This is a genomic window from Labrys sp. (in: a-proteobacteria) (assembly GCF_047605565.1).
Taxonomy (GTDB): Bacteria; Pseudomonadota; Alphaproteobacteria; order Rhizobiales; family Labraceae; genus Labrys; species Labrys neptuniae.
The window spans coordinates 1-26075 of sequence record NZ_JASGFM010000010.1 but is presented as its reverse complement, the minus strand read 5'-3'; the positions used below and the strand labels follow the sequence as shown (position 1 = coordinate 26075).

Sequence of the window (26075 nt, the reverse complement as noted above, 5' to 3'; positions counted from 1 at the left end):
TGACCTCAATCCAGCGTCTTCAAGACGTCGCCGAGCGTGGTGACCAACTCGTCGATCTGCGCCTTGGAGATGATCAGCGGCGGGGACAGGGCGATGATGTCGCCGGTAGTGCGGATCAGGAGGCCCTTCTCATAGGCCTTCAGGAAGGCGGAGAAGGCGCGCTTGGTGGGCTGACCGGCGATAGGCTCGAGCTCGATGGCGCCGATCAGGCCGAGGTTGCGAATGTCGATGACATGCGGCAGGCCCTTGAGCGAGTGCACCGCGTCTTCCCAATAGGAGGCGAGATCGGCGGCGCGGGTGAGCAGGCCTTCCTCGGCATAGGTGTCGAGCGTGCCGAGCGCGGCGGCGCAGGCCACCGGATTGGCCGAATAGGTGTAGCCATGGAAGAGCTCGATCAGGTGCTCCGGCCCCGTCATGAAGGCATCGTAGATCTCCTTCTTGGCGAACACCGCGCCCATCGGGATCACGCCTGAGGTGATGCCCTTGGCCACCGTCATCATGTCGGGGGTCACGCCGAAATAATCGGCGGCGAAGGGCGCACCGAGGCGGCCGAAACCGGTGATGACCTCGTCGAAGATCAAGAGGATGCCGTGCTTGTCGCAGATGGCGCGGATCCGCTCCAGATAGCCCTTGGGCGGCAGCAGCACGCCGGTGGAGCCGGCGATCGGCTCGATGATCACGGCCGCGATGGTGGAGGGATCGTGCAGGGCGATCACACGCTCCAGATCCTCGGCATATTCGGCACCATGTTCGGGCAGGCCGCGGGAGAAGGCGTTGCGAGTGAGGTCATGGGTGTGGCGGATATGGTCTACGCCGGTGAGCAGCGTGCCGAACATCTTGCGGTTGGAGACGATGCCGCCCACCGAAATGCCGCCGAAGCCGACGCCGTGATAGCCGCGCTCTCGGCCGATCAGGCGGAAGCGCTGCCCTTCGCCGCGGGCGCGGTGATAGGCGAGTGCGATCTTGAGCGCGCTGTCGACGGCTTCGGAGCCAGAATTGGCGAAGAAGACGTGATCGATGCCCTGGGGCGTAAGCTGAACCAGGCGCGAAGCGAGCTCGAAGGCGGCGGGGTGCCCCATCTGGAAGGCCGGCGCATAATCGAGCTCCGCCGCCTGCTTCTGGATCGCCTCGGTGATCTTGGGGCGGCCATGGCCGGCGTTGCAGCACCACAGACCCGCCGTACCATCGAGCACCTGGCGGCCATCGGCCGTCGTGTAGTGCATGTCCTTGGCCGCGACGAACATGCGCGGATTGGACTTGAACTGTCTGTTAGCCGTAAACGGCATCCAGAACGCTTCGAGGTTGTTGGTCACACGGATCGGGGCATTCATCAGGATCTCTCCGGAAGCTGCCGGGGTCCCGAAGGCTGGCGGGAAGCCCGGCTCGTTAAGCTGGCAATAGCTTTGCCTTGAATTTGAAAATTATGCCAACTCTTTGTTGTGGCAGCATCATTCCTATTTCGGCCACACTTTCATACCCGAGTTTTTGTTCTAGAACGAATGTTCAATAACAAGCGTTAGGTTCGTAAATTCCCGCACATTGAATGCAAAGTGGAATTATCGACTGCGTTCATGATATTTAACATTCTAAACAGGCCTGGATGGAGGACCACATCATGCAGAACGTCGATTTGGGTTCTCTGTTGCGGCGCGTGCGCGAGGCGCGCGGATTGTCGCAGCGCCAGCTCGCCAAGCGTGCCGGCATCTCCAACGCCACCATCTCGCTGATGGAATCGAATGCAGTGAACCCTTCGGTCGGTGCCCTGAAGCGGGTGCTCGACGCCCTGCCGATCGGCCTGGCGGAATTCTTCGCCCTCGACGCCAATCCCGGCCGCAAGGTGTTTTATCGCTCGGGCGAGTTGATGGAAATCGGCCGGGGACGCGTCTCCTACCGCCAGGTCGGCTCGGATCTGCGCGGGCGCGCGCTGCAGATGATCTCCGAGCGTTACCAGCCCGGCGCCGATTCCGGCAAAGTGCTGCTGCACCACCAGGGTGAGGAATGCGGCATCATCATTCGCGGCCAGCTCGAAGTCACGGTGGGCGAAGATGTGGCCGTGCTTGGTCCCGGGGATGCATATTATTTCGACAGCCGCGAGCCTCATCGCTTCCGCAATGTCGGCGATACGGCCTGCGAGCTGATATCGGCTTGCACACCGCCAAGCTTCTGAGCCATGAAGGAATGGGAACAACGAAACAGGAAGCGCTCATGGCAGAGGGAGGAGAGGCCGGCCGGCAACGCAACAAGACCAAGCTCGGCCTGGCCAATATCGACAAGATCCTCGACAGCGCCCTTTCGGCCTTTTCGAAACATGGCTTGCGCGGCACGCGCATCGACCAGGTCGCCGAAGCCGCCGGCATGTCGAAGACCAATCTCCTCTATTATTTCCGTACCAAGGACGCCCTCTATGAGGCGGTACTCACCCGCACGCTGGAAGTCTGGGTCACGCCGCTGAAGGAACTCGACGCCACGCGCGGCCCGGTCGCGGCCCTGACGTCCTATATCGAGCACAAGCTCAAATGCTCGCGGCTCTATCCGGAGTCCTCCCGTCTCTTCGCCATGGAGATCATGCAGGGGGCGCCCCATCTGAAGAAGGTGCTGGCGACGGATCTCACCAACACCGTCCGGCAGAAATCGGTCATCATCCAGCGCTGGATCGCCGAAGGGAAATTGCGGCCGATCGAGCCCTATCATCTCCTCTTCATGATCTGGGCGACCACCCAGCATTATGCCGATTTCGCCACGCAGATCAGCGTCCTCACCGGCAAGGACCTCACCGACGAAGCCTTCTACGAAGAAACGCTGAAGACGTTGACAGAAACGATCCTGCGCGGCGTGCTGGCCGAGCGCTGATCGGGCCTTGGGCCCAAAGCAATTTTCGGAAAGGTGGCCTCGCATTTAAGCTAATAAAATGCGCCAAAACAAAGAGTTATAGACAAAACACAACCCAGAGAAATCACGTCTTACCCTAGCAGCCGTGCTATCCTCACCCCACATGGATAGAGGGGTCATCCCCTAGAGCAAAGCGCGTTCAGGCGTGAACGCTTGTTTGCCCTAGCTCCTTGTTCCGACGCGTCTTTGCGATTCCTGGTGCTTCCAGGAAATCACAAAACGCTTTTGGGAGGACGAGATGGGACACGCTATACTGAGTGCTCAGACGATCGAGCAATGCATCATCCCGCAGGATTGGGATCGCTACACCAAGGAAGACCACGAGACCTGGTCGATCCTGTTCAAGCGCCAGCTCACGGCTCTCAAGGGCCATGTCGCGCAGGAATATCTGGATGGGCTGGCCACACTGGGTATCGACGAGACGGGTATACCGAATTTCGAGCGCATGAACGAAAGGCTGCGACGGGCCACCGGCTGGGAGGTGGTGGCCGTGCCCGGCCTGATCGCCTCCCGCCCCTTCTTCGAGATGCTGGCAAGCCGGCGCTTTCCGGCCGGCACCTTCATCCGCACGCGCGCGCAGCTCGACTATCTCGAAGAGCCCGACATCTTTCACGACGTCTTCGGCCATGTGCCGCTGCTCACCAATCCGGCCTATGCCGATTACATGAACGAATATGGCCGCATCGGCCTCGACGCGATCGACAACAAGGGCGTGAAATTCCTCGCCCGCCTCAACTGGTACACGATCGAGTTCGGCCTGATCCGCAAACCCGAGGGCATCCGCATCTATGGGGCGGGCATCGTCTCCTCCTTCGGTGAAGCCAAATATGCCGTCGGCGATACCTCCGCCCATCATCTGCGCTTCGATTTCGACAGGGTCGTCAGGACCGGCTATTACATCGACGACTTCCAGGCGAGCTACTTCGTGATCGACCGTTTCGAAGAGCTCTTCGACCTGCTCAAGGGGATCGATGCACCAGCGCTGTTCGCCGAATTGCGGGAAAAGCCCACGCTGTCCCCTTTCGAGATCCGGCCCGAGGACGAAGTGCTGCGCCGGGGCAGCGGCGACTATTGGCGTGATTTTCCCAAGACCAAGACGAAGCTGAAGTAGAGCGATCCTTCGCTCAATGCGCGGCCAGGAAAGCGTTCATGTAGAAGCCCGCCTCCCCAGCGCCATACGCCTTGTCAGGGGCGACCGGACAAGCCCGGCGCGCGAGGCAGCCACCATGCCTGCAGTCGGTACCTTGCGGTGAGTGCACATGGGCGGCGCAGCGTTCGACATCGTAACCGGCCGTCGTGAAGGCCCCGACCGGACAGCTGTTCAGGCAGGGCTTGGCCGCACAGCTCTCGCAGGGATGGACTGCCTCTGCGAGCGGCGGCAGCGCCAGCCTTTCGCCAAGGCCGAGCGCCCCGCGATAGCTGTGCCAGAGACCATGCACGGGATGCACATAGATGCCGAGCGGCGAAGGAAAGACAGCGCCGCCGCGCTGCGCCCAGCGCTGGAACGGCAAATAGGGCGGACCGCCGAAGGGATAGAGGGCGACGGCACCGAACTCGTTCGCCATCGCGTCGATCACCCGGGCGGACCAGCGATCCAATGGATGCTGCGCACCATCGGCTGCCTCGGGCGAGGCCGCGAAAGCGGGCCATTGCCGGCCGCCGCTCCAGCCGAGCAGCACCAGCGTTTCGACCGGCCCGGTGTCGAGCGCCGGTACGCTGTCCTCCTGCCGAGGATGGAAGGCACCTCTCACCGAGACGCCGACAGCTTCGGCATGTTCTGCAATCTGATCCAGCGTCATGGGCTCGGCGTGATTTCCCGATGAGAGCGCTGCATCCTGGTCTGGGCGGAGAGGGATGACAATCTCATTCTGCTCGGTCGAGTGTCACCCCTCATCCGGCTGCCGCCACCTTCTCCCGCAAGGGGAGAAGGGGTTTTGATGGGGAAGGTCGAAACCAGCTGAGCGATCCCAAATACCGCACCCCACGCCGAGTAAATTCCCTTCTCCCCTTGCGGGTGTCGTCAACTCTCTTGAGTTGACTAGAGGTGGCGGCAGCCGGATGAGGGGTGGTGGCGCGGCCCGCTCGAGTCCTGCCCTACTCCGCCGCCGCGGCTGCCTTGGCATGCACGGCCGGATTGTTGGGATGCTCCTTCCAGGTGCGATGCCCGCCCACCGGCCTGCCGGTGCGCTTGTCCACCCCGGACGTCACCGGTTCGAGCGTGATGCAGTTCTCGATCGGGCAGACCACGGCACACAGATTGCAGCCCACGCACTCCTCCTCGATCACCTCGAACTTGCGCTCGCCGGCGACCATGTTGGTGATGGCCTGGTGCGAGGTGTCCTCGCAGGCGATGTGGCAGCGGCCGCATTTGATGCAGGCATCCTGGTCGATATGGGCCTTGACCACATATTCGAGGTTGAGGTGCTGCCAGTCGGTCACCTGGGGGATGGCCTTGCCGACGAACTGGTCGACGGAGGTATAGCCCTTCTCGTCCATCCAGTCGGACAGGCCGGAGATCATCTCCTGCACCACCTTGAAGCCATAGACCATGGCCGCCGTGCAGACCTGCACCGTGCCGCAGCCCAGCGCCATATATTCCACGGCGTCGCGCCAGGTCTCGACGCCGCCGATGCCGGAGATCGGCAGGCCGCGGGTGGCCTCAGCCCGGGCGATCTCCGAGACCATGCTGAGCGCGATCGGCTTCACCGCCGGGCCGCAATAGCCGCCATGGGTGCCGAAACCGTCGGTGTTCGGCCAGGGGCGCATATTGTCGATGTCGACCGAGACGATGGAATTGATGGTGTTGATCAGCGACACCGCATCGGCGCCGCCGCGCTTGGCCGCCTCGGCCGGCTTGCGCACGTCGGTGATGTTGGGCGTCAGCTTCACGATCACCGGCATGCGGGTATATTGCTTGCACCAGCGCGCGACCATTTCGACATATTCGGGCACCTGCCCGACGGCCGAGCCCATGCCGCGTTCCGACATGCCATGCGGGCAACCAAAGTTCAGCTCGATGCCATCGGCCTCGGTGTCCTCGACGAAGGGCAGGATCGACTTCCAGGCATTCTCCTCGCAGGGCACCATCAGGGAGACGATGAGCGCCCGGTCCTTCCAGTCACGCTTGACCTGTTTGATCTCGCGCAGATTGACCTCGAGCGGCCTGTCGGTGATCAGCTCGATATTGTTGAAGCCCATCACCCGGCGGTCCTGGCTGTGCCAGGCGCCGTAGCGCGGACCGTTGACGTTGACCACCGGCGGGCCCTGCTCGCCGAGCGTCTTCCAGACCACGCCGCCCCAGCCTGCCTTGAAGGCGCGGACGACGTTGTATTCCTTGTCGGTCGGCGGCGCCGAGGCCAGCCAGAACGGATTGGGAGACTTGATGCCCAGGAAATTGGTGCTGAGATCGGCCATGTCGTTTCTCCTCACGCTGCCTTGGCTTCAGACTTCAGAACGCGATCGATCGAGAGGGCGGCCTGCTTGCCGTCTTCCACCGCCGCCACAGTCAGATCCTTGCCGCCGGCGACACAGTCGCCACCAGCCCAGATGCCGGGCACCGAGGTGCGTTGCTCGGCATCGACGGTAATCCGGCCTTTTTCCAGTACGAGCGCTACGCCGTTCACTTCCTCGGGCAGGAAGGATTGCCCGATCGCGGTGAAAAGCTGGTCGCATTCGAGCCTGACGGTCTCGCCGGTGCCCGTGAGGCGCCCGCCCTGCTCCGCGGTATATTCGAGCTCGACGGCCACCAGCCTGCCGTCCTCGGCATGCAGCCGCGCGGGCTTGAGCCAGTGGCGGATCAGCACGCCGTCGGTCTGCGCCACTTCCTGCTCGTAGTCGGAGGCATTCATCTGCGGCTGGCCGCGGCGATAGGCGATGGTCACACTCTCCGCCCCCAGGCGCTTGGTCTGCGAGGCGATGTCGATGGCGGTCATACCGCCGCCGATCACCACGATGCGGCGGCCGACCGGCAGGTCAGCGAGATCCACCGCCTGGCGCAGGTCGGCGATGTAGTCGACGGCATCGATCACGCCCTCGATGCCCTCTTCCAGGCCGAGATCGTTGGTGTCGCCCAGTCCCATGCCAAGGAAAACCGCATCATACTCACGAGCGAGGCTCGCCAGTTCGACGTCGCGGCCAAGGCGCTTGCCATAGTCGATGGTGATGCCTCCGATCGCCGTGATGTAGTCGACCTCGGCTTGGGCAAAGCCGCCGGTGCTCTTATAGGCGGCGATGCCATATTCATTGAGCCCGCCAGCCTTCTCGCGCGCCTCGAACACGGTAACCTCATGGCCCAGCGTTGCCAGCTTGTGGGCACAGGACAGGCCCGCCGGACCGGCACCGACCACGGCGACGCGCTTGCCGGTGGGGGCGCCGCGCTTGAACAGTTGCCGGCCCTTGGCGAAGAGCTCGTCGGTGGCGTAGCGCTGCAGATTGCCGATCTCGACCGCCCTGCCCTCCGAGGTCTCCTTGACGCAGGCTTCCTCGCACAGCGTCTCGGTGGGGCAGACGCGGGCGCACATGCCGCCCATGATGTTGGATTCTAGGATGGTCCGGGCCGCGCCGACCGTGTTGCCGGTCATGATCTCGCGGATGAACATCGGAATGTCGATCGAGGTGGGGCAGGCCTTCACGCAGGGCGCATCGTAGCAGAACAGGCAGCGCTCGGCGGCAACGCGCGCCTCATGCCTGCCGAAGGCCGGATGCAGGTCTGAGAAATTGCTGGCGAGCGTGGGGGAATCGAGACGGCCCCGCGCAATGTCGGATCGTGCAGTCATCTGAACCTCTGGTATTTGGCTCTTTATTTTTTACCAGTTGATCAAAAGAACGAGTCGCTGTCAATCACACTTTTGAACAGCTCCAGAGTGAGAATCTGCCTGTCTCGACGGCTTGGCAGGGGGTTTGGGGGCTGGTCTTCAGACACACCCCTTTCAAGGTGTTTGGAACGAACCCGGAAAAAACTGGGACAGGGCAACACGACCCCTCATCCGCCCCTCCGGGGCACCTTCTCCCGCAAGGGGAGAGGGCAACCGACCAGCGCCGCGTCTCCTGAAAAGATCCCCTTCTCCCCTTGCGGGAGAAGGTGACGGCAGGCGGATGAGGGGTCGCACCACTCTATCCGAAATTCAGACCTCAACACCCTGAAAGGGGCGGGTCTGAAGATCCGCCCGCCATCATGCCGCGATCTGCTTCGCCAGCATGGCGGCGAGCTTCTGCATGATCTCGTCCGGCCCGTGGCCGATCAGCATGTAGGAACGCTCCGCATCCGACCAGTAGACCACGTTGAAGCCGTTGCGCTGTTCGAGCGTCGGCGGCGTTACCGCACCGGGGCTGTTGCCATAGATGCAGAAGGCGAGCGGGCCCGTCAGTTCGTCGAGATAGGCGATCTCGACCAGGGGCGCATTGTCGTAGTGGAAGAGTTCGACGCGCTTGAGCTCCTGGGCCGGCAGGCTGATCTTCTCGGGCGTCAGCGGGAAGCCGAGCCGACGGGTCGCTGCGGCAAGATCACGCTGCGCGGTGGAGACGTCGTTCGGCATCCAATCGAGCGTCTGCGACGTCGTCAGCCCCCAATAGTCGGCGACGGTCGAACGCCAGGCGTCCGGCCCTTCATGGTCGCTGCGCTGCGACGAGGGCAACGGCCAGAGGCCGGGCGGCATGTAGTGGCCGACCCCGGTACCCACGACGAACAAGGCGAGCGCTGCCGCGACCGCGGCAGGCGGGATGCGCCAGCGCGAGCCCCGTGCATTGTCATTGGCCACCGGCGCCGGAACCGCGGCCAGGCTTTCGGCCAGAAGCGCTTCCAGACGTTGCCGTGGCGCATGCGCCGTCAGGGCCTCGTAACTCTGCTCGAAGGGGAGCGAACCGCCCGCCAGAGCGTCCAGCCTCGCCTTCAAGGCCGGTTCCCGAGCCAGGCGCCCTTGTAACGCCGCACGTTCTTCGGGCGGCAGCGCATCATCGAGGAAAGCCACGAGGACGGCATCGTCGGGTCCCATCTCTTCCACACTCATGATGTCTCCCCCGAAGCGCCCTCGGGCGTATCCCTGTTCAGATGAGCGAGCCTGAGCCGGGCCGAGGCAAGACGACTCATGACGGTGCCGATCGGCACGGCCAACATCTCGGCCGCCTCGGCATAGCTGAGCCCCTCGCCATAGACCAGAAAGACGGTTTCGCGCAGCGCTGCAGGCAGGGCCTGCACATGCCTCAACACCTGAGCAGCCAAAATATTCGTTTGAAACTGCCGTTCGCCGTCAAAAGACAGAGCCGCCTCCGCCTCGTCGAGTTCGACGGGATTGCGGACCTTGCTGGCCCGGATCTCGTTGAGCCAGATCGAACGCTCGATGGCGAACAGCCAACGATCGAGACGCGTTCCGGGGATGAACTGGTGCGACCGCTCGAGCGCCCTCAGGCAGGTAGCCTGGACCAGTTCCTCCGCCGCCTGTCCGCTACCCGATAGCACAAGCCCGAACCGCCACAGCGCTACAAGATGCGCGGCGAGGCCGGTTCGAACGTCCTGATCACCTGATTGGGGCATGAATCGCCTATGCCGATATGGCGCGGCATTATTGTGGCGCGGCTGGCGGGAAACGCAATCATGTGAAAAGGGGTGGTGAGCGGACTTGCGACAAGCATTACCGCCGCTGCGCCAAAGTCTCCCTATCCCTTCTGTTGTCAGAAGGCCTATTCGGCGGCGTCGAGCAGGATTTCGTCGGCATTCGCCGCTTCGACCATGTCACGCAGGGCGCAATCCTCGGTGCAGTCATGGCAGCGTGCTGCTGCGCGTGCATCGGCGAGAATCTGCCGCACGGTGATCAGGCAGCGGCCGCATTCCGGTCCGCAACCCAGGCAACGATAGGCATCTGCAGCCGAACGCGGACACCCCGGCTGCTCGGTCGCGAGCGTGCTGGTGAAATCCTCATCGGTCAAAACACGGCAGGAACAGACGATCATTCGCGGCGATCTTGGGTTCGAGCAAAGGCAGTGACGCGAGTGATGTGGACGGACGCGAGCGCCTTGTCAATGGCTCGCCGCAACAATAGAATCGTTATAAATCAGTAGTTTAGAATGACAATAAACTGGGATTCGCCTCGACAGTCATCGGTGACCGACCTCATCCCTTCCCCTGGATAAAATCCTCCGGACAAATTTGACGCCACCAGGGGCTTGCCTAAATTTAGAATTCTTCTAATGTGGCTTCAGTCCACTAAGTACGGAGAAACGCTCATGAAGGGCGACAAGAAGGTCATCGACTATCTCAACAAGGCGTTGCGTAGCGAACTGACCGCAATCAATCAATATTGGCTGCATTATCGGATCTTCGACAATTGGGGCCTGCTCGGTCTTGCCAAGAAGTGGCGTGCCGAATCGATCGAGGAGATGCAGCACGCCGACAAGCTGACCTCGCGCATCCTCTTCCTCGAAGGCTTCCCGAACATGCAGACGCTCGATCCGCTGCGGATCGGCCAGACGGTGAAGGAAGTTCTCGAATGCGATCTCGCCGCCGAGCGCGAGGCTCGCTCCCTCTATCAGGAGGCTGCGGAATATTGCCGCACCGTCAAGGATTTCGTCTCCGAGAACCTGTTCAAGGAACTGATGACCGACGAGGAAGGCCATATCGACTTCCTTGAGACCCAGCTCGACCTGGTTGAACGCCTCGGCATCCAGAACTACTCGCAGAGCCATCTCGGCGGCTTCTCGGAAGAATAGGCCGTTCTTCCTCAGAACTATCGGACAAGGCGGTCGCGACGACCGCCTTTTTCTTTGGTGTCGCCGGCCTGCAGCGATGGCAGGCGCTCACCTCGTATATGGTAACCGTATCGACCATTGCCACGCTTCCGTAGCCGACGAGGACCCCATGCCGAGCAGATCGCCGATACACATCAAGCCAACCAGAATCGGCCTGATCGGCGGCTTGGCGGCCAGGGCCGGGATCTACTACTACGAGCGGATCCTGCAGGAATATCAGGGGGCGAAGATCGCCCTCGACCTGACGCTGAGACATGCCGACGTGGGCACGGTACTGCACCATGTCGGATCGGGGGACAGGGACGGGCTCGGCCACTATCTGGGCTCGCTCGCCAACGAACTGTTCGACGCCGGCATGGACACGGTGTCCATCACCGCCGTCGCGCCGCATCTTGCCATCGACGAAATCAAGAAACGAGCGAAGGGCCCGATCATCGACCTGCTGGCAACGATCCCGGGCGCCCTGAAATCCGCGGGCTTCGAACGCGTCGCGATTTTTGGCAACCGCGCCGTGATGACCTCGGCGGTCTTCGGCGCCGTGCCGGAAGATATGGTCGTCAAGCTCGATCCAAGCGAGATCGCGCGCGTACACGAGACCTACACCGACATTGCCCTCTCCGGTAAGCGCGGCACCAAGGCCGAGGTCGCCTATTTCGACGACCTGGCTGGCGACCTGCTCGGCCGGAGGGGCGCACAAGCCATCATGCTGGCCGGGACGGACCTGTCGTCCTTCTATGCGGATCGTGAGCCCGATTTTCCCTTCCTCGATGTGAGCGCCCTGCACATCGAACAAATTCTCGCAGGAATCTGAGCGGCATCGCCGGCGAGGAACTACAGCACGACATCAAGAGGTTCGAGTCGGGAGTCACGGTCACACGTCGATCTTTGAACCGCCCCTGCAGGACTGGTCCGGTTCAATTCGGTTCCGGCGTGATATCGATCTCGACGACCTCGCCCTCCTGCGGCCCGACGCGGATGACCTCCCCGACATCCTTGCCGAACAACGCCTTCGCTAGCGGCGAGACATGACTGATCCGGCCATGGGTGGCGTCGGCCTCGTCTTCGCCGACGATGCGCCAGATCCTTTCGCGCCCGTCGGGATAGTGCAGCGTGACGGCCATGCCGAAGCGAATGCCGGCATCGGCGACAGAGGGCGTCACCAACTCCGCAGAGGCCCGCCGGGCAGCCCAGTAGCGAATGTCGCGCGAGGCATTACCCATGGCAATGCGATCCCCCGCGGCCTCCGCCGTTGCGAAAAGCGCGCGCGCTCGCCTGAGCTCGGCCTCGATCATGGCAAGGCCGCGCGCGGTGACGAGATTGCGCTCGATCGAAATCGGCCGCTCGGGAAGGACCTGGGCGTCCTCCCCTTCCTGGCCGTCCTGGGTGAAGGCTCGGCTCATGTTGCGACGATCAGGCGGCCAAAGGTCATGCCGCCAAGATCATGCGGCCTGGGCCGTGCCCTCGACGCGCTTGGCGATGAGGGTGCGCAGCTTGCCGAGATCCTTGGCGAAGCCGCGAATGCCTTCGGCGAGCTTCTCGGTCGCCATGGCATCCTCGTTCATCTCCCAGCGGAAGGCGCGTTCGTCGATCTTGCCGGTAGTCGGAGCAGCGGCATAGTTGCCAGGCGAGAGCTGGCGCTCCAGCGTGCCTTGATCCGCATCGAGCGCCTGCAACAGGTTCGGTGCGATGGTGAGACGGTCGCAGCCGGCCAGTGCCTCGATCTCGCCGGTGGAGCGGAACGAAGCGCCCATCACGACCGTCTTGACGCCGCGCGACTTGTAATCGGCATAGATACCGCGAACCGACAGCACGCCCGGATCCTCTTCCGGGGTGAAGGTGCGGCCGTCATTCTTCACGTGCCAGTCGAGGATGCGGCCGACGAAGGGCGAGATCAGGAACACGCCGGCATCGCCGCAAGCCACAGCTTGCGCCTTTGAGAACAGTAGGGTCAGGTTGCAGTCGATGCCTTCCTTCTGCAGCACTTCGGCGGCACGGATGCCTTCCCAGGTCGAGGCGATCTTGATCAGAATGCGGTCGCGCTCGATGCCGCGCGACTTGTAGTCGGCGATGATGGCATGCGCCTTGGCAATGGTCGCCTGCGTATCGAAGGAGAGGTCGGCGTCGACTTCGGTCGAAACGCGCCCGGGAACGAGCTTGGTGAGTTCCGCACCGAAGGAAACGGCGAGGCGATCGGCGATGGCTGCGACGACGCCGTCCTTGCCGCCACCCTGCTTGCTGCCCCAGCTCACGGCTTCCGCGATCAAATGGTCATAGGCCGGCATTTCGGCTGCCTTGAGCAGCAGGCTCGGATTGGTGGTGCAGTCCACCGGCTTGAGCGCCTTGATCGAGTCGATATCGCCGGTATCGGCGACCACGACCGTCATGGCACGCAATTGTTCGAGTTTCGAAGCCATATGTTACGTCCTTGTTCACAGAGCTTGTTAGCGTCCCGTCACGGACCATAGACCCCAGCCCCGGCGGCGTCATCAGTTATCATGCCTGTTTTTCTGCCTCGCCGTCGGAGCGGGCAAGAGAGCACGGTGCGGCAGACATTTGCCGCCTCGAACATGCCTCGGATGATCCTCCAGGCTGCTTATCAAGATATGGCTCCGTTGCCGGGAGATACAAGGCGACTGCGGTACGCGGATCACTTGCGGCAGCAGATGATGAAGCGCTGGTAGAGATAGGTGCGCAGCCGGTTGCGCAGATTCGCTCGGCGCCTCTGGGCGGCGGCGATCGGCCGATGCGAGGAGACCACGACATCCCTGAAACCGGCCTGCTCCAGGAGCGGCAGGAGATCGGTGCTCCGCAGTCCCCGGCCAAAAGGCAGCCGCTCCATGATGCGGGCATGGCGTTCGCCCATCGCGCCATCATAGTAGGGATCGGCGCCACCGAGGCGATCGATCAGGGCGATGAGCCTGGACGCCATGCGTCCGGTCCTGGTCGGTCTCGCCCAATCACCGTCGAAGAACAGCAATCTGCCGCCCGGCTTCAGCACGCGATGCCAATCGGCGAAGGCCTTCTGCGGCTCGGTCAGCGTCCAGACCAGATGCCGGCAGACGACGGCATCATAGGCGCCTTCCGGTTCCATGGTGTTTTCGGCATCGCCGAGCCGGAAGCGCAGGCGCTGTCGCCCGGCATGCTTGCGCCGGGCGACAGCCAGCATCGCCTCGGAAAAATCCAGGGCCGTGACCTCGTGGCCGAGCGCCAGCAGCAGCTTGGTGATCTCGCCCGTGCCGCAGGCGAGGTCGAGAACCCGGCGCGGATCGCTGCCGAGATGATCGCGGATCGCCGCAGCCCAGGCCTCGAATTCCGGACCTTCGGGAATGTGGTGCCCGAAGGCGCGGTCGAAGGTTTCCGACCGCCCCGACCAGTAATCGCGGATCTCTTCCTTGAGATCGTAATTCGCGGTGCCGGTGCTGGTCATCTGACGGTTCTCTCCATCTGTTGGCGGATGCGGGTCATGACGCCGCCGCGATCCAGCCCGCCCGCGGTGCCGGAAGATCCGGATGCCGATAGCGAATGAAGCAGCCTCCCGCGCCGTCGCGAACGATTTCGGCGGCGACACCGAAGACCGACTGGATGCGCGCCGCCGTCAGCACCTCGGACGGAGGACCGATCGCCTCGATCCGTCCCGCCTGCATCAGGGCAATGCGGTCGCAGAACATCGCCGCGTGGTTGAGGTCATGCAGGGCCGCCACCACGGTGAGGTTCTGACGGTGCACCAGATGCAAAAGGCCGATCTGGTGGCCGATATCGAGATGATTGGTGGGCTCGTCGAGAAGCAGGATCTCCGGCTGCTGCGCCAGGGCACGAGCGATGTGGAGGCGCTGGCGTTCCCCACCGGAGAGCGTGTGCCACAGGCGACCGGCAAGGGCGGTCATCGCCACCTCCTCGAGCGCGAGGTCGACGATGGCATCGTCCTGGTTCGACCAGGGCGTGAAGGCCCCCAGATGCGGTGTTCGCCCAAGCTCCACGGCCTGGCGGGCGGTAATGCGCTCGGCCGTCTCGGCCTGCTGTTCGACCAGGGCGATGCGGCGTGCGACTTCGCGGCGAGCCAGGCCATGGAGCGACTGGCCCGAGAGAAGCACCTGCCCCCCCTGCGGACGGCGAATGCCGGCCAGCAGGGACATCAGGCTGGTCTTGCCCGAACCGTTCGGGCCGATGATGCCGAGCAACTCGCCCGGACGGACCTCCAGCGATACTCCGTGCAGGATCGAGACCCCACCAGCCGACCAGGACAGATCGTGGGCCGACAGGCTCATGCCGTCGCCTTTCTTTGGCTGAGGATGAGAGCGAAAGCCGGCGCACCGACCAGAGCCGTGATCACGCCGATCGGCAGAACCTGGCCGGGGATGATGATGCGGGACAGAATGTCGGCGATGATCATGAAGACGGCGCCGATCAAGGCGCTGGCCGGCAGCAGGCGCCCATGGCGCACGCCCACGACCATCCGCGCCGCATGGGGGATCACCAGCCCGACGAAGCCGATCGATCCGACGATACTGACCATCACGGCCGTCATCATCGCCGCAACACCGACGAGCACGACATAGGCGCGCCGGACGGAGATGCCGAGGGACGCCGCCGATTCCGTGCCGAAGGTGAAGGCATCGAGCGCGCGGGCATGCCACAGGCAGACCAGCAGCCCTACGGCCGTGACCGGCAGCGCCAGCCAGACGTCGGGCCAGCGTACACCCGAGAGATTGCCCAGCAACCAGAACATGATGCCGCGCGCCTGTTCGGCATTGGCCGCCTTGGTAACGATGAAGGAGGTCAGGGCATTGAAGAGCTGGGATCCGGCGACCCCGGCCAGGATCACCGCGCCGGTGCCGCGGCCCGAGCGCATCGCCAGCAAGGCGACGAAGCCGAAGGCCGTCAGCGCACCGAGAAAGGCGCCGGCGGGCAGGCTCAGGACCCCTGCCCCGAGGCCGAGGATGACGACCCCGACCGCTCCCGTCGATGCCCCAGCCGAGATGCCGAGGACATAGGGGTCGGCCAGGACGTTGCGCAGCAGCGACTGCAGCACGACGCCCGACAACGCCAGGGCCGCGCCGCAGCAGGCCGCGACGACCGCGCGGCTCAGCCGGTAGTTCCACACGATGCCTTCATCGATGCGATCCAGACCATAGCCGGCGCCCCACAGGCGGTTGGCGGCCGTCTTGGCGACGACGTCCATCGGAATGGCCGTCTCGCCAATGGCGGCGCCCAGCCAGAGGGCCAGCACGAGCACCGCCAGCGCCAGCATGCCGATCGCCAGCAATCGTGTGACGGGGCGATTCATCTCAGCGCTTCAGGCCGAAACGCTGGATGGCATCGGCGAGCATCTCGATGCCGTCGACGACGCGCACGCTCGGCTGCATCGCCTGCACGTCCATCTCCACGACATGGCCCTGCTTGACCGCCGGCATCAGGCTTGCCACCGGATCGGTCTTGAGAAAGTTGAGCTTCACGGCGATGTCGTCGGCCGGATAGCGGCGACGATCCATCCGGCCGGCGACGATGATGGTCGGATCGGCCTTGGCGATGGTCTCCCAGCCGACGCTCGGCCACTCCTCCTCGCTCTCCACGACGTTCCGCACACCCAACGCGGACATGATATAGCCCGGCACGCTGTTCTTGCCGGCCATATAGGGATCGACGTCGACCTTGGCGCTCGAGAACCAGAAGGCGGCGGAGACCTTGCCATCGCCGGCCGCGATCTTGCGGCGGGCGGCTTCCTCACGCGCTTTCAGCTCGGCGACGACTTTCGCCCCGCGCTCCTGGACGTCGAAGATCTCGGCAAGCTCGGTGATCTCCCGATAGACCAGATCCATGGTGAAGAGGGTGCCGCGCGTGCCGTCGCCGCCGCTGGAATTGTCCTTGCCGACGCAATCGGCGGGCGAAACATAGGTCGGGATGCCAAGTTCCTCGAACTGCTCGGGCTTGCCGACAATACCGCTGGGCCCGACATGCCATTGGAACTGCGCCGTCACAAGATCCGGCTTCCTGGCGATCACGCTTTCGAAGCTCGGATCATTGTCGGCCAGACGCGGAATTTTGGCATTGGCCGCTTCATAGCCGGGCAATACAGGGCCGAACCACACCGCCGTGCCGACGACCTTGTCGGCCAGGCCGAGGAGATAGAGAACCTCCGTGCTGCTCTGGCCGACGGAAACGGTGCGCTGCGGCGCATGCTCGAAGGTGACGGTGCGGCCGCAATTGGTGAGCTTGAGGGGATATTTCGTTGCCTGCGCAGCCGCCGGATCGATACCCAGCGCCAAGCCGAAGCTGGCCGCAAGCATGACGGCGAAGCTGGACCAGCGGGCCTTGCTCGTTGAAAGGATCATGACGTTCTCTCGTTTCGCGATAAGGGAAGCAGCGGTCTTCAGCATCAGCCGAATACCGTGAGGTTTCCTCAGGCCAGGCTGTGGCAAAGGACGTGAGCGTGCGAAGCGGAGGGAACAGGCGGGCAAGCGCCCGAAACGTCGGGAAGAAACGTCACATTGTCTCCTGTTCCGGGCATCCCCGCCCGTGACATGGGATTGATCGATATGACGGCAGGTTTCCTGGCTCGCGGATAAAGGCCTTGCATCTGCCTTCCCATGGGAGACCCACAGTGGCATGGCGCCTTTCGCGCCACGGGGATGCTTGGCAATCCGCCTACAGTTGCGGGGGCAGCCACGGCATGGGCTTTTAGAAAGCCGAACCGTGTTCCCTATTACTCCCATCGGGCTCGCACCCGACGGGAACCGTCACCGCACAGTTATCGGGGCGTCACGACCGCGGTCAAGCGAATATGCAAAGCGAACGGCCCCTGATGCCGTGCCCTACCTTCCCGCGTCAGGCCCGACAAGCCAGGAAGCCCTGTTCGATCACGTCCTTCGGCAGGTTGCGCCCGATGAAGACCAGGCGGCTTCGACGCTCCTCCTCGGGCTTCCAGGCACGCTGATGATCGCCTTCGAGCAGCATGTGCACGCCCTGCACGACGAAGCGCTGCGGATCGCCATCGAAGGCGACGATGCCCTTCAGGCGCAGCATGTCCGTGCCGAACTGTTGCACGATCATGTTGAGCCAGGGCATGAATTTGCCGGGATCGAGCGGCTCCTGGGACACGAGAGCGAAGCTGCCGACATGATCGTCATGGTCGTGGTCATGGAAACCCTCGAGGAAATCAGGCTCGGCTTCGAGGATACGGTCGAGGTCGAACGCGCCGCGGCCGAGCACCTTGTCGAGCGCGATGTCGCAACGCCGGGTCTCGTGGAGAGTGGCGGTGGGATTGATGCGACGGATCCGCTTCACCACCCGATCGAGTTCCTCTGCCGTGACCAGATCGATCTTGTTGAGGAGGATCGTGTCGGCGAAGGCAAGCTGCTCCTGCGCCTCATGCGCCGTCTCGATCTCGCCGAGCAAATGCCGGGCGTCGACCACGGTGACGATGGAGTCGAGCTGGGTCTTGGCGCGCACATCGTCATCGACGAAGAACGTCTGGGCAACCGGTGCGGGATCGGCCAGCCCGGTCGTCTCGATCAGGATGGCATCGAAGCGGTCGCGCCGACGCATCAGGCCCTCGATGATGCGAATGAGGTCGCCGCGCACCGTGCAGCAGATACAGCCATTGTTCATCTCGAAGATTTCCTCGTCGGTATCCACGACAAGGTCATTGTCGATGCCGACTTCGCCGAACTCATTGACGATGACCGCATATTTCCTGCCGTGGCTCTCGGTCAGGATACGGTTGAGAAGCGTGGTCTTGCCTGCCCCGAGATAGCCGGTGAGGACGGTGACGGGTGTCTGCGGCGCGGGCTGCATGATGTCGGAATTCCTTGATCCGTTGCGGATGCCCCACAGCATGTCGCTGCCGGGAGGCCTCATTGAATTTTGATTTATATGAAACGTTATAACATAACTATCGCAATCGCAAGCGAGCTCTCACCATCGTCACCCCAGCAATCGCCACGCAGGTGGGCAGAGGCTTGCTGGCATTCTCGACCGTGATCATTCCACCGGATTTGTCTGCCAGCAGAGGAAATCCATGCGGGAAATTTTCGAATCACGGCCCTTGTCGAGTAAGCCTCACGCTTCACCCTGCAATGGAATCAGGCACCAAGGTGCATCCTGCCGGCATGACCCTCTCCTCTCCGCGAGATCCTCTCGCCATCCTCAATAGCGTGTTCGGCTACGCCGCCTTTCGCGGCCAGCAGGAGGCGGTGGTGCGCCATGTCACCGGAGGGGGCGATGCGGTGGTGCTGTTCCCGACGGGAGCCGGCAAGTCGCTGTGCTACCAGATCCCGGCTCTGTGCCGGCGCGGCGTCGGCATCGTGGTCTCGCCACTGATCGCGCTGATGCGCGACCAGGTCGAGGCACTCAAGCAGGCCGGCGTGCGGGCGGCGGCGCTCAACTCCTCCCTGTCGCGCGAGGAGGCCTATAAGGTCCGCCGTTCCCTGATGGACGGCGAGCTCGACCTCCTCTATGTCGCGCCCGAGCGCGTGGCGACGCAAGGTTTCCAGGCCCTGATCGCCGATGCCGACATCGCGCTCTTCGCCATCGACGAGGCCCATTGCGTCAGCCAATGGGGCCACGACTTCCGGCCCGAATATCGCGAGCTAGGCGGCCTCGCCGCGTCCTTCCCCGGCGTGCCGCGCATCGCCCTCACCGCCACTGCCGATCCGGTTACCCGTGCCGACATCATCGAGCGGCTCGGCCTCAACCAGGCCGAGGTCTTCGCCACCAGCTTCGACCGGCCCAACATCAGCTACGCCATCGTCGAGCGCGACAATGCCCGCCGGCAATTGCTCGCCTTCCTGGCCGGGCACAAAGGCAATAGCGGTATCGTCTACTGCCTGTCGCGCGCCAAGGTCGAGGAGACGGCGCAATGGCTGAACGAGCAGGGTATCCGCGCTTTGCCCTATCATGCCGGCCTGGAAGCGGCTGTTCGCAGCGCCAACCAGGACGCTTTCCTGGAGGAGGAAGGCCTCTGCCTGGTCGCCACGGTCGCCTTCGGCATGGGCATCGACAAGCCCGACGTGCGCTATGTCGCCCATCTCGATATCCCTGCTTCGGTGGAGGCCTATTACCAGGAGACGGGCCGCGCCGGCCGCGATGGCCTGCCCTCGGATGCCTGGATGAGCTACGGCATGGCTGACGTGGTGCAGCGCCGCCGCATGATCCAGGAGGGCAATGCGCCGGAGACGGTGAAGCGGGTCGAACTCGGCAAGCTCAACGCTTTGCTCGGCATCTGCGAAACCGCCGAGTGCCGGCGCAAGGCCATCCTCGCCCATTTCGGCGAGACCCATCCCGGCCGCTGCGGCAATTGCGATACCTGCCTGTCGCCGGTCGAAAGCTGGGACGGCACCGATGCCGCCGTCAAGGCCATGGCCGCGATCTACCGCACCGGCCAGATGTTCGGCGCCGCCCATATCATCGACGTGCTCACCGGCAAGGTCACGGAGAAGGTCCAGCGCTTCGGCCACGACAACCAGCCCGTCTTCGGGGCCGGCAAGGACATCGAGGCGCGCACCTGGCAATCGGTGCTGCGCCAGCTCACCGCCGCCGGCCTCGTCAATGTCAACCACGAGGCCCATGGCGCCCTGATCCTGGCCGAGGAGGCGCGAGCCGTGTTCAAGGGCGAGCGGCAGATCGTCTTCCGTCGCGACCGCCCCCGCAAGAGCACCGAGACCAGACGCGCCCGGCGCGGCGAGATCGAGATGTCGGAACGCGACGGCGCCTTGTTTGCCGCCCTTCGGGCGGAGCGCAGCCGCCTCGCCCGCGAGCAGGGCGTGCCGCCCTACATGATCTTCGCCGACACCACCTTGCGAGCCATGGCGAGCGAGCGCCCCGGCAGCCTGCCGGAATTTCTGGCCCTGCCTGGCGTAGGCCAGGCAAAGCTGGAGCGCTATGGCGAAGTCTTCCTGGAAGTCGTCAGGCGCGAGGGCTAGGATGACGGCTCGGTACCGCTGGTTCACGCCACTGTGCGGCGGCGCACAGGCCGGACATGAGCCAGCTCTCCCCTCCTTGACGCCGTTTACCATACATTTTAAGTTAGTGAACGAACGCTAACTTAAAATGCGATTCTCCCGCGCCCGGTACGCGCCCATCCAGGAACCACACCGATGCTCGCATCGCTGATGTCCGCCCGCCGCTTCTGGCCCCTGTTCTGGAGCCAGTTCTTCAGCGCCTTCAACGACAATTTCATCAAGCAGGCCCTGACCATCCTTGCGGTCTACGGCATTGCCGAAACGGCCGCGATGGAAGGCGGCGACAGCATGGTCTCGATCGCCGGTGCCTTGATCGTGCTGCCCGGCCTGCTGCTGTCGGGTCTGGCGGGGCAATTGGCCGACCGTTACGACAAGGCCCGGGTCGCCCGGCAGATCAAGCTCGCCGAGATCGCCATCGTCGCCATCGCTGCGGTCGGCTTTGCCCTGCACTCCATGCCGATCCTGCTGGTCAGCATGCTCACGCTCGGCATCATGGGCACGCTGTTCACGCCGGTGAAATACGGCATCCTGCCGGACCATCTGGCGCCGGAGGAACTGCCGGCCGGCAACGGCCTGATCGAGGCAGGCACCTTCCTGTCGATCCTGATCGGCATCATCGGGGCCGGCTTCGTCGCTCCCCATCTGCCCAGCTGGATCGTGGCCGCCATCATGGTGGCGGTGGCCGTGGCCTGCTGGTGGTTTGCCCGCCTGATCCCGCCCACGGGCGAAGCGGCCCCCGACCTCAAGATCGACTGGAACATCATCCGATCGAGCTACCAGCTCGTGCAACTGGTGGCCTCCGACCGCAAGCTCCTGATCGGCTCGCTGGCGGTGGCCTGGTTCTGGATGAGCGGCATCGTCATCCTGTCGCTGACCCCTTCCCTCGCCCACAGTGTCATCGGCGGTGACGGCACGCTCAATACCTGGTTCACCACCGCCTTCTCGATCGGCATCGCCATCGGTTCGATCCTGGCCGCACGCCTGGCCACGGGCCGCATCATCGTGCTGCTCTCCCCGATCGGCTGCATCCTGATGGGGCTGTTCTGCCTCGACGTGGCCTGGATCGCCTTCGGTACCGAGCGCTCGGCCACCCCCCTCCATTTCCTGAGCTATCTCGCCACCGGCTCCGGCGTGCACATGACCCTTGCGCTCGTGCTGGTGGCGCTGGCAGCGGGCCTGTTCATCGTGCCGATCTATGCGGCCGTCCAGCACTGGGCGCCCAAGGACGAACGCGCCCGCGTCATCGCCGGCGGCAATGTCATCACGGCCCTGTTCATGACGGTCGGCGCCGGCGGTCTCTCCCTGCTGCAGGGTAAATTCGGCCTCACCACACCGACGGCCCTGCTCGGCATCGCCGTCCTCGACATCATCGCCGGCGTCATCCTGCTCTATGTCCTGCCCATGAGCCGGTTCCGCGACTTCATCCTGTTGCTCTACCGGCTGCTCTATCGCCTCGAGGTCAAGGGCATCGAGAACCTGGAGACGCCGACGCCCCATCGCATCATCGCGATCAACCATGTCAGCTTCCTCGACGCCGGCCTGGTCCTGGCCCTGCTCGACAAGGATCCCGTGTTCGCCATCGACCACACCATCGCCAAGGCCTGGTGGGTCAAGCCCTTCCTCAAGATCTGCCGGGCCTATCCGCTCGACCCGACCAAGCCGATGGCGACGCGCGGGCTGATCAATGCGGTGAAGGCCGGCGAGACCCTGGTGATCTTCCCCGAGGGACGCCTCACCGTCACCGGCGCGCTGATGAAGGTCTATGACGGCGCGGGCCTGATCGCCGACAAGTCGCATGCCGACATCGTGCCCATGCGTATCGACGGCCTGGAGCGTACGCCCTTTACGAGGCTCGACGCCAACAAGGTTTCGCGCCGCTGGTTCCCGAAAGTGACCGTGACCTTCACCGAACCGACACGCCTCACCATCGATGAGGACCTCCGCGGCAAGAAGCGCCGCCAGGCCGCCGGCGCCGCCCTCTACGACGTGATGTCGGACCTCATCTACAAGACGAGTTCGGTCGACACCGATCTCTTCCGTGCCCTGGTGGCGGCGGCCGACAAATATGGCCGCAAGCGGGTGGTGCTGGAGGACCCGGTCAGCGGCACCCTCACCTATAAGCGCCTCTTGATCGGCATCAACGTGCTCGGCCGCAAATTCATGGGCTTTACCGCCCCCGGCGAGCATGTCGGCGTGCTCCTGCCCAACGCCAATGCCGTGGCCGTCACCTTCTTCGCCCTGCAATCGACGGGCCGCATCCCGGCCATGCTGAACTTCTCCGCCGGACAGGCCAATCTGATCTCGGCCTGCAAGACAGCGCAGGTGAAGACGGTGCTGTCGTCCCGCGCCTTCGTGGAGAAAGGCCGGCTCGGCGATGTCGTGGCCGCGATGGAAGAGCATGTGCGCTTCGTCTGGCTGGAGGATGTGCGCGCCGAGGTCGGCACCGCCGACAAGCTGAGGGGCCTCCTCGGCGCCGGGCGCGCCCATGCCAGGCCCGCGCCGGGTGCCCCCGCCGCCGTCCTGTTCACCTCGGGCTCGGAGGGCGCGCCGAAGGGCGTGGTGCTGTCGCACAGCAACATCCTCTCCAACATCGCGCAGGTCGGTGCCCGCATCGACTTCGGCCCCGGCGACATCGTCTTCAACGTGCTGCCGGTCTTCCATTCCTTCGGCCTGACCGGCGGCATGATCCTGCCGCTCGTCAACGGCGTCAGGCTCTACCTCTACCCGACGCCGCTGCACTACCGCATCATCCCCGAACTGATCTACGGCACCAACGCCACCGCATTGTTCGGCACCGACACCTTCCTCGCCGGCTATGCCAAGATGGCCAATCCCTACGACTTCCGCTCGCTGCGCTATGTCGTGGCCGGCGCCGAACCGGTGAAGGTGGAGACCCGGCGGGCCTATAACGAGAAGTTCGGCCTGCGCATCCTGGAAGGCTACGGTGTCACCGAGACCTCGCCGGTGCTGGCGCTGAACACGCCGATGTTCAACAAGAACGGCACCGTCGGCCGGGCTCTGCCCGACATGGAGACGCGACTGGAGGACATTCCGGGCATCGAGGAAGGCGGCCGCCTGCATGTGCGTGGCCCCAATGTGATGCTCGGCTATCTCAAGGCCGATCAGCCCGGCGAGATCGCCGCACCCGAGGAAGGCTGGTACGACACCGGCGACATCGTCACCATCGATCCGCAAGGCTTCATCGCCATCAAGGGCCGGGCCAAGCGCTTCGCCAAGATCGGTGGGGAGATGGTGTCGCTCGCAGCCGTCGAGGCGATGCTTGCCGATCTCTGGCCTGAGAGCCCGGTGGCCGTGCTCGCTACCCCCGACCCGCGCAAGGGCGAGCGCCTGGTGCTGATCACGCCTCACAAGCAGGCCAGCCGCGCCGACGTGATCGCACATCTGCGCTACAAGCATGCCGCCGAGCTGATGATCCCCTCGGAGATCATGATCATCGACGCCATGCCGGTGATGGGCACCGGCAAGACCGATTATGTCGGCCTCAACAAGATGCTGAAGGAGCGTCAGGCCAATGCCGGCGCCGCCGAAGCAAAGGCCAGCCCACCGGCCCCGCTGCCGGGCTTGCCCGAGCCGCCCAAGCCCTCCGCGGCTTCGCCCGCGCAGGGCAATGGTGCCGAGCCGGAAGCCCATCGCCCTCCGCCTGCCCCGCTCGCCGCACCGGGTCGCCCCGCCGGCGAGTCCAGGCTGGCCGCCGAAGCAGAAGCGCCGCCTTCGGCCAGGGCCGCCCACGACGAAACGGGCGGGAATCATGCGTGACGGATCGAAGACGCGCGCCAAGATCGTGACGGAGGCCTTGCGCCTGTTTGCCCAGAAAGGCGTGGCAGGGACCTCGATCCGCGACATCGCCGGTGCCGTGGGCGTGGCGGAGGCTGCCCTCTACCGCCACTTCCCGTCCAAGGACGCGTTGTCGCGTTCCCTCTTCCTGGATGGCTATGCCAGGCTTGCCGGCGACATCCTGGCGGCGGACCAGGCCCATGACCGGTTCGACACCAAGATCACGCGGATCGTCGAGGTCTTCTGCGACCTTTTCGACGAAGACCGCGCCCTGTTCACCTTCCTGCTGCTCTCCCAGCACGCCCATCTGGCCGAGGTTCCCCACGAAGCCGGCAAGAACGTGGTGGAGGCCGTGCACTCGATCTTCGCCGGCGCCATGCAAAGGCGGGAGATCCGCGAGCACGACACCGACCTCCTGACCGCGATGGCGCTGGGCATCGTCGCCCAGCCCGCGATCTTCACCCTCTATGGCCGGCTCCAGGGGCCGTTGCGTCATCGCGCCCCGGACATGGCGAAGGCCATCCTGGCGCTGGTCGGTTAGGGGAATTTCGAGAAAATCCGATCGGCCCTTCGCCCAGGAGAACATGCCGGCACGGCATTGCCCCGGCATCGCGGAGGATCATATCGCACCATGCGGAAATGCCTGGGTTGCGGCGCGGGCCGGACATCCGCCATGATGGCCGGCACCAGACGATTCAGATTGTCCCCGCCGGAATGAAGCCCCTATGACAGCAGCTGCCCTGGAACCCGTTCGCCTCGCCGACTACCGGGTGCCCGCTTTCCTGATCGACACGGTGCATCTCGACATCCGGCTCGAGCGGACGCAGACCCGTATCGTTTCTACCCTGACTTTGCGGCGCAATCCCCACAGCGCTGGGCAAGGCGCCTTGAAGCTCGACGGCGACGGCCTCGTCTTCGTGGAGGCGTGGCTCGACGGCGTGTCGCTGCCATCGGATGCCTATTCGGTCTCGCCCCATGGCTTCAGCCTGCACCAGCCGCCCGCCGAGCCCTTCACCTTGGCCATCGAGACGCGCCTGGATCCTTCCGCCAATACACAGCTGATGGGGCTTTACCGCTCCAACTCGGCCTATTGCACCCAATGCGAGGCCGAGGGCTTCCGGCGCATCACCTATTTCCTGGACAGGCCGGATGTGCTGTCGGTCTACACCACCAGGATCGAAGCTTCGTTCCAGGAAGCACCGGTGCTGCTCGCCAATGGCAACCGCACCGAGCACGGATCCTTAGCAGACGGCAGGCACTATGCCGTCTGGCATGATCCCTTCCCCAAGCCCTCCTACCTCTTCGCCATGGTTGCGGGCGATCTCGCCATGGTGGCCGACAGCTTCACCACCCGCTCGGGGCGGGAGGTGCGCCTGGAGATCTATGTCGAGCACGGCAAGGAAGACCGCTGCGCCTATGCCATGGACGCCCTCAAGCGCTCCATGCGCTGGGACGAGCAAGCCTTTGGCCGCGAATATGATCTCGACATCTTCATGATCGTCGCCGTGTCCGATTTCAACATGGGCGCCATGGAGAACAAGGGCCTCAACATCTTCAACGACAAATATGTGCTGGCCTTGCCCCAGACGGCCACGGACAGCGACTTTGCGGCCGTCGAGGCGATCATCGCACATGAATATTTCCACAACTGGACCGGCAATCGCATCACCTGCCGCGACTGGTTCCAGCTCTGCC

Annotated in this window: 23 protein-coding genes and 1 riboswitch; of the genes, 9 read left to right on the top strand and 14 right to left on the bottom strand. The window is 64.0% G+C overall.

The genetic code is table 11. The features are described from left to right. Positions 1 to 5: 5 nt before the first annotated feature. Positions 6 to 1331 carry an aspartate aminotransferase family protein gene (locus QM672_RS11525; protein WP_311933327.1) on the bottom strand — a complete coding sequence of 442 codons (1326 nt, stop codon included), beginning with the start codon at positions 1329 to 1331 and terminating at the stop codon, positions 6 to 8. A 284-nt stretch (positions 1332 to 1615) separates the two neighbouring features. Here QM672_RS11525 and QM672_RS11520 point away from each other — a divergent pair, with 284 nt between their 5' ends. The 3 genes from QM672_RS11520 to phhA all read left to right on the top strand — a co-directional run bounded on the left by QM672_RS11520 (position 1616) and on the right by phhA (position 4000). After that, the gene (locus QM672_RS11520; RefSeq protein WP_311933328.1) at positions 1616 to 2167 is read left to right on the top strand and encodes a cupin domain-containing protein; all 552 of its coding nucleotides are present in this window, start codon (positions 1616 to 1618) and stop codon (positions 2165 to 2167) included. A gap of 38 nt (positions 2168 to 2205) precedes the next feature. Next, positions 2206 to 2850, top strand: a complete 645-nt coding sequence (gene rutR, locus QM672_RS11515; RefSeq protein WP_149254398.1) for an HTH-type transcriptional regulator RutR — start codon at positions 2206 to 2208, stop codon at positions 2848 to 2850. A gap of 277 nt (positions 2851 to 3127) precedes the next feature. Continuing rightward, positions 3128 to 4000: a phenylalanine 4-monooxygenase gene (gene phhA / locus QM672_RS11510; protein WP_415082674.1), complete on the top strand. Its 873-nt coding sequence runs from the start codon at positions 3128 to 3130 to the stop codon at positions 3998 to 4000. A 13-nt stretch (positions 4001 to 4013) separates the two neighbouring features. On the opposite strand, the gene QM672_RS11505 is transcribed toward phhA, so the two are convergent. The 6 genes from QM672_RS11505 to QM672_RS11480 form a co-directional block, all read right to left on the bottom strand. Next, positions 4014 to 4688 (bottom strand): hypothetical protein, encoded by a 675-nt coding sequence (locus tag QM672_RS11505; RefSeq protein WP_415082672.1) that lies wholly within the window; start codon positions 4686 to 4688, stop codon positions 4014 to 4016. 295 nt (positions 4689 to 4983) lie between these two features. Then, complete coding sequence (preA, locus tag QM672_RS11500) at positions 4984 to 6303, bottom strand: NAD-dependent dihydropyrimidine dehydrogenase subunit PreA (RefSeq protein WP_415082670.1); 1320 nt, start codon at positions 6301 to 6303, stop codon at positions 4984 to 4986. Between the two features lie 11 nt (positions 6304 to 6314). Then, positions 6315 to 7664, bottom strand: a complete 1350-nt coding sequence (locus QM672_RS11495) for an NAD(P)-dependent oxidoreductase (RefSeq protein ID WP_415082668.1) — start codon at positions 7662 to 7664, stop codon at positions 6315 to 6317. A 396-nt stretch (positions 7665 to 8060) separates the two neighbouring features. Beyond that, positions 8061 to 8894 (bottom strand): anti-sigma factor, encoded by an 834-nt coding sequence (locus tag QM672_RS11490; protein WP_311933333.1) that lies wholly within the window; start codon positions 8892 to 8894, stop codon positions 8061 to 8063. Further along, a complete protein-coding gene (locus QM672_RS11485) occupies positions 8891 to 9418 on the bottom strand; it encodes an RNA polymerase sigma factor (RefSeq protein WP_311933334.1) in 528 nt (175 codons plus the stop codon). Before QM672_RS11485 ends, QM672_RS11490 begins: the two co-directional genes overlap by 4 nt. 146 nt (positions 9419 to 9564) lie before the next feature. Beyond that, positions 9565 to 9834: a (2Fe-2S)-binding protein gene (locus QM672_RS11480; RefSeq protein ID WP_311933335.1), complete on the bottom strand. Its 270-nt coding sequence runs from the start codon at positions 9832 to 9834 to the stop codon at positions 9565 to 9567. A gap of 273 nt (positions 9835 to 10107) precedes the next feature. Between QM672_RS11480 and bfr the strand changes: the two genes are divergently transcribed. Together bfr and QM672_RS11470 are read left to right on the top strand one after the other, a co-directional pair. Next, entirely contained in the window at positions 10108 to 10590 is a 483-nt protein-coding gene (gene bfr / locus QM672_RS11475) for a bacterioferritin (protein WP_311933336.1), read from the top strand. A gap of 148 nt (positions 10591 to 10738) precedes the next feature. Beyond that, a complete protein-coding gene (locus QM672_RS11470; protein WP_311933337.1) occupies positions 10739 to 11440 on the top strand; it encodes an aspartate/glutamate racemase family protein in 702 nt (233 codons plus the stop codon). Between the two features lie 103 nt (positions 11441 to 11543). On the opposite strand, the gene greA is transcribed toward QM672_RS11470, so the two are convergent. The 7 genes from greA to QM672_RS11435 all read right to left on the bottom strand — a co-directional run bounded on the left by greA (position 11544) and on the right by QM672_RS11435 (position 18420). Continuing rightward, complete coding sequence (gene greA, locus QM672_RS11465) at positions 11544 to 12029, bottom strand: transcription elongation factor GreA (protein WP_311933338.1); 486 nt, start codon at positions 12027 to 12029, stop codon at positions 11544 to 11546. A gap of 39 nt (positions 12030 to 12068) precedes the next feature. Further along, positions 12069 to 13043, bottom strand: a complete 975-nt coding sequence (tal, locus tag QM672_RS11460) for a transaldolase (protein ID WP_311933339.1) — start codon at positions 13041 to 13043, stop codon at positions 12069 to 12071. A 233-nt stretch (positions 13044 to 13276) separates the two neighbouring features. Continuing rightward, complete coding sequence (locus QM672_RS11455; protein WP_367624033.1) at positions 13277 to 14056, bottom strand: class I SAM-dependent methyltransferase; 780 nt, start codon at positions 14054 to 14056, stop codon at positions 13277 to 13279. 34 nt (positions 14057 to 14090) lie between these two features. Further along, positions 14091 to 14894 carry an ABC transporter ATP-binding protein gene (locus tag QM672_RS11450; RefSeq protein ID WP_415082663.1) on the bottom strand — a complete coding sequence of 268 codons (804 nt, stop codon included), beginning with the start codon at positions 14892 to 14894 and terminating at the stop codon, positions 14091 to 14093. Continuing rightward, entirely contained in the window at positions 14891 to 15913 is a 1023-nt protein-coding gene (locus QM672_RS11445; RefSeq protein ID WP_367624035.1) for a FecCD family ABC transporter permease, read from the bottom strand. Before QM672_RS11445 ends, QM672_RS11450 begins: the two co-directional genes overlap by 4 nt. Position 15914: 1 nt before the next feature. Then, complete coding sequence (locus QM672_RS11440) at positions 15915 to 16958, bottom strand: ABC transporter substrate-binding protein (protein WP_415082661.1); 1044 nt, start codon at positions 16956 to 16958, stop codon at positions 15915 to 15917. A gap of 191 nt (positions 16959 to 17149) precedes the next feature. Continuing rightward, a riboswitch (cobalamin riboswitch) is annotated at positions 17150 to 17380 on the bottom strand. A gap of 71 nt (positions 17381 to 17451) precedes the next feature. After that, positions 17452 to 18420, bottom strand: a complete 969-nt coding sequence (locus QM672_RS11435; protein WP_311933343.1) for a GTP-binding protein — start codon at positions 18418 to 18420, stop codon at positions 17452 to 17454. Positions 18421 to 18701: 281 nt separating this feature from the next. Between QM672_RS11435 and recQ the strand changes: the two genes are divergently transcribed. From recQ to QM672_RS11415, 4 genes are all read left to right on the top strand, one after another. Next, a complete protein-coding gene (gene recQ / locus QM672_RS11430) occupies positions 18702 to 20546 on the top strand; it encodes a DNA helicase RecQ (RefSeq protein ID WP_415082658.1) in 1845 nt (614 codons plus the stop codon). 174 nt (positions 20547 to 20720) lie between these two features. After that, positions 20721 to 24362 carry an acyl-[ACP]--phospholipid O-acyltransferase gene (locus QM672_RS11425; protein WP_415082656.1) on the top strand — a complete coding sequence of 1214 codons (3642 nt, stop codon included), beginning with the start codon at positions 20721 to 20723 and terminating at the stop codon, positions 24360 to 24362. Continuing rightward, a complete protein-coding gene (locus tag QM672_RS11420; protein WP_394310082.1) occupies positions 24355 to 24921 on the top strand; it encodes a TetR/AcrR family transcriptional regulator in 567 nt (188 codons plus the stop codon). The genes QM672_RS11425 and QM672_RS11420 overlap by 8 nt, the downstream gene beginning before the upstream one ends. A 184-nt stretch (positions 24922 to 25105) precedes the next feature. After that, positions 25106 to 26075: M1 family aminopeptidase (locus QM672_RS11415; protein ID WP_415082654.1), on the top strand; the 970-nt coding region annotated here is incomplete at its 3' end.

What these genes read in the sequence shown, in the direction of transcription:
- QM672_RS11505 (WP_415082672.1), bottom strand. Translation starts at nt 4,688, where the DNA reads ATGACGCTGGATCAGATTGCAGAACATGCCGAAGCTGTCGGCGTCTCG.
- QM672_RS11490 (WP_311933333.1), bottom strand. Translation starts at nt 8,894, where the DNA reads ATGAGTGTGGAAGAGATGGGACCCGACGATGCCGTCCTCGTGGCTTTC.
- preA (WP_415082670.1), bottom strand. Translation starts at nt 6,303, where the DNA reads ATGGCCGATCTCAGCACCAATTTCCTGGGCATCAAGTCTCCCAATCCG.
- recQ (WP_415082658.1), top strand. Translation starts at nt 18,702, where the DNA reads ATGGAATCAGGCACCAAGGTGCATCCTGCCGGCATGACCCTCTCCTCT.
- QM672_RS11495 (WP_415082668.1), bottom strand. Translation starts at nt 7,664, where the DNA reads ATGACTGCACGATCCGACATTGCGCGGGGCCGTCTCGATTCCCCCACG.
- rutR (WP_149254398.1), top strand. Translation starts at nt 2,206, where the DNA reads ATGGCAGAGGGAGGAGAGGCCGGCCGGCAACGCAACAAGACCAAGCTC.
- bfr (WP_311933336.1), top strand. Translation starts at nt 10,108, where the DNA reads ATGAAGGGCGACAAGAAGGTCATCGACTATCTCAACAAGGCGTTGCGT.
- QM672_RS11425 (WP_415082656.1), top strand. Translation starts at nt 20,721, where the DNA reads ATGCTCGCATCGCTGATGTCCGCCCGCCGCTTCTGGCCCCTGTTCTGG.
- QM672_RS11470 (WP_311933337.1), top strand. Translation starts at nt 10,739, where the DNA reads ATGCCGAGCAGATCGCCGATACACATCAAGCCAACCAGAATCGGCCTG.
- QM672_RS11520 (WP_311933328.1), top strand. Translation starts at nt 1,616, where the DNA reads ATGCAGAACGTCGATTTGGGTTCTCTGTTGCGGCGCGTGCGCGAGGCG.
- QM672_RS11440 (WP_415082661.1), bottom strand. Translation starts at nt 16,958, where the DNA reads ATGATCCTTTCAACGAGCAAGGCCCGCTGGTCCAGCTTCGCCGTCATG.
- QM672_RS11485 (WP_311933334.1), bottom strand. Translation starts at nt 9,418, where the DNA reads ATGCCCCAATCAGGTGATCAGGACGTTCGAACCGGCCTCGCCGCGCAT.
- QM672_RS11525 (WP_311933327.1), bottom strand. Translation starts at nt 1,331, where the DNA reads ATGAATGCCCCGATCCGTGTGACCAACAACCTCGAAGCGTTCTGGATG.
- QM672_RS11435 (WP_311933343.1), bottom strand. Translation starts at nt 18,420, where the DNA reads ATGCAGCCCGCGCCGCAGACACCCGTCACCGTCCTCACCGGCTATCTC.
- greA (WP_311933338.1), bottom strand. Translation starts at nt 12,029, where the DNA reads ATGAGCCGAGCCTTCACCCAGGACGGCCAGGAAGGGGAGGACGCCCAG.
- QM672_RS11480 (WP_311933335.1), bottom strand. Translation starts at nt 9,834, where the DNA reads ATGATCGTCTGTTCCTGCCGTGTTTTGACCGATGAGGATTTCACCAGC.
- phhA (WP_415082674.1), top strand. Translation starts at nt 3,128, where the DNA reads ATGGGACACGCTATACTGAGTGCTCAGACGATCGAGCAATGCATCATC.
- QM672_RS11445 (WP_367624035.1), bottom strand. Translation starts at nt 15,913, where the DNA reads ATGAATCGCCCCGTCACACGATTGCTGGCGATCGGCATGCTGGCGCTG.
- tal (WP_311933339.1), bottom strand. Translation starts at nt 13,043, where the DNA reads ATGGCTTCGAAACTCGAACAATTGCGTGCCATGACGGTCGTGGTCGCC.
- QM672_RS11450 (WP_415082663.1), bottom strand. Translation starts at nt 14,894, where the DNA reads ATGAGCCTGTCGGCCCACGATCTGTCCTGGTCGGCTGGTGGGGTCTCG.
- QM672_RS11455 (WP_367624033.1), bottom strand. Translation starts at nt 14,056, where the DNA reads ATGACCAGCACCGGCACCGCGAATTACGATCTCAAGGAAGAGATCCGC.
- QM672_RS11420 (WP_394310082.1), top strand. Translation starts at nt 24,355, where the DNA reads ATGCGTGACGGATCGAAGACGCGCGCCAAGATCGTGACGGAGGCCTTG.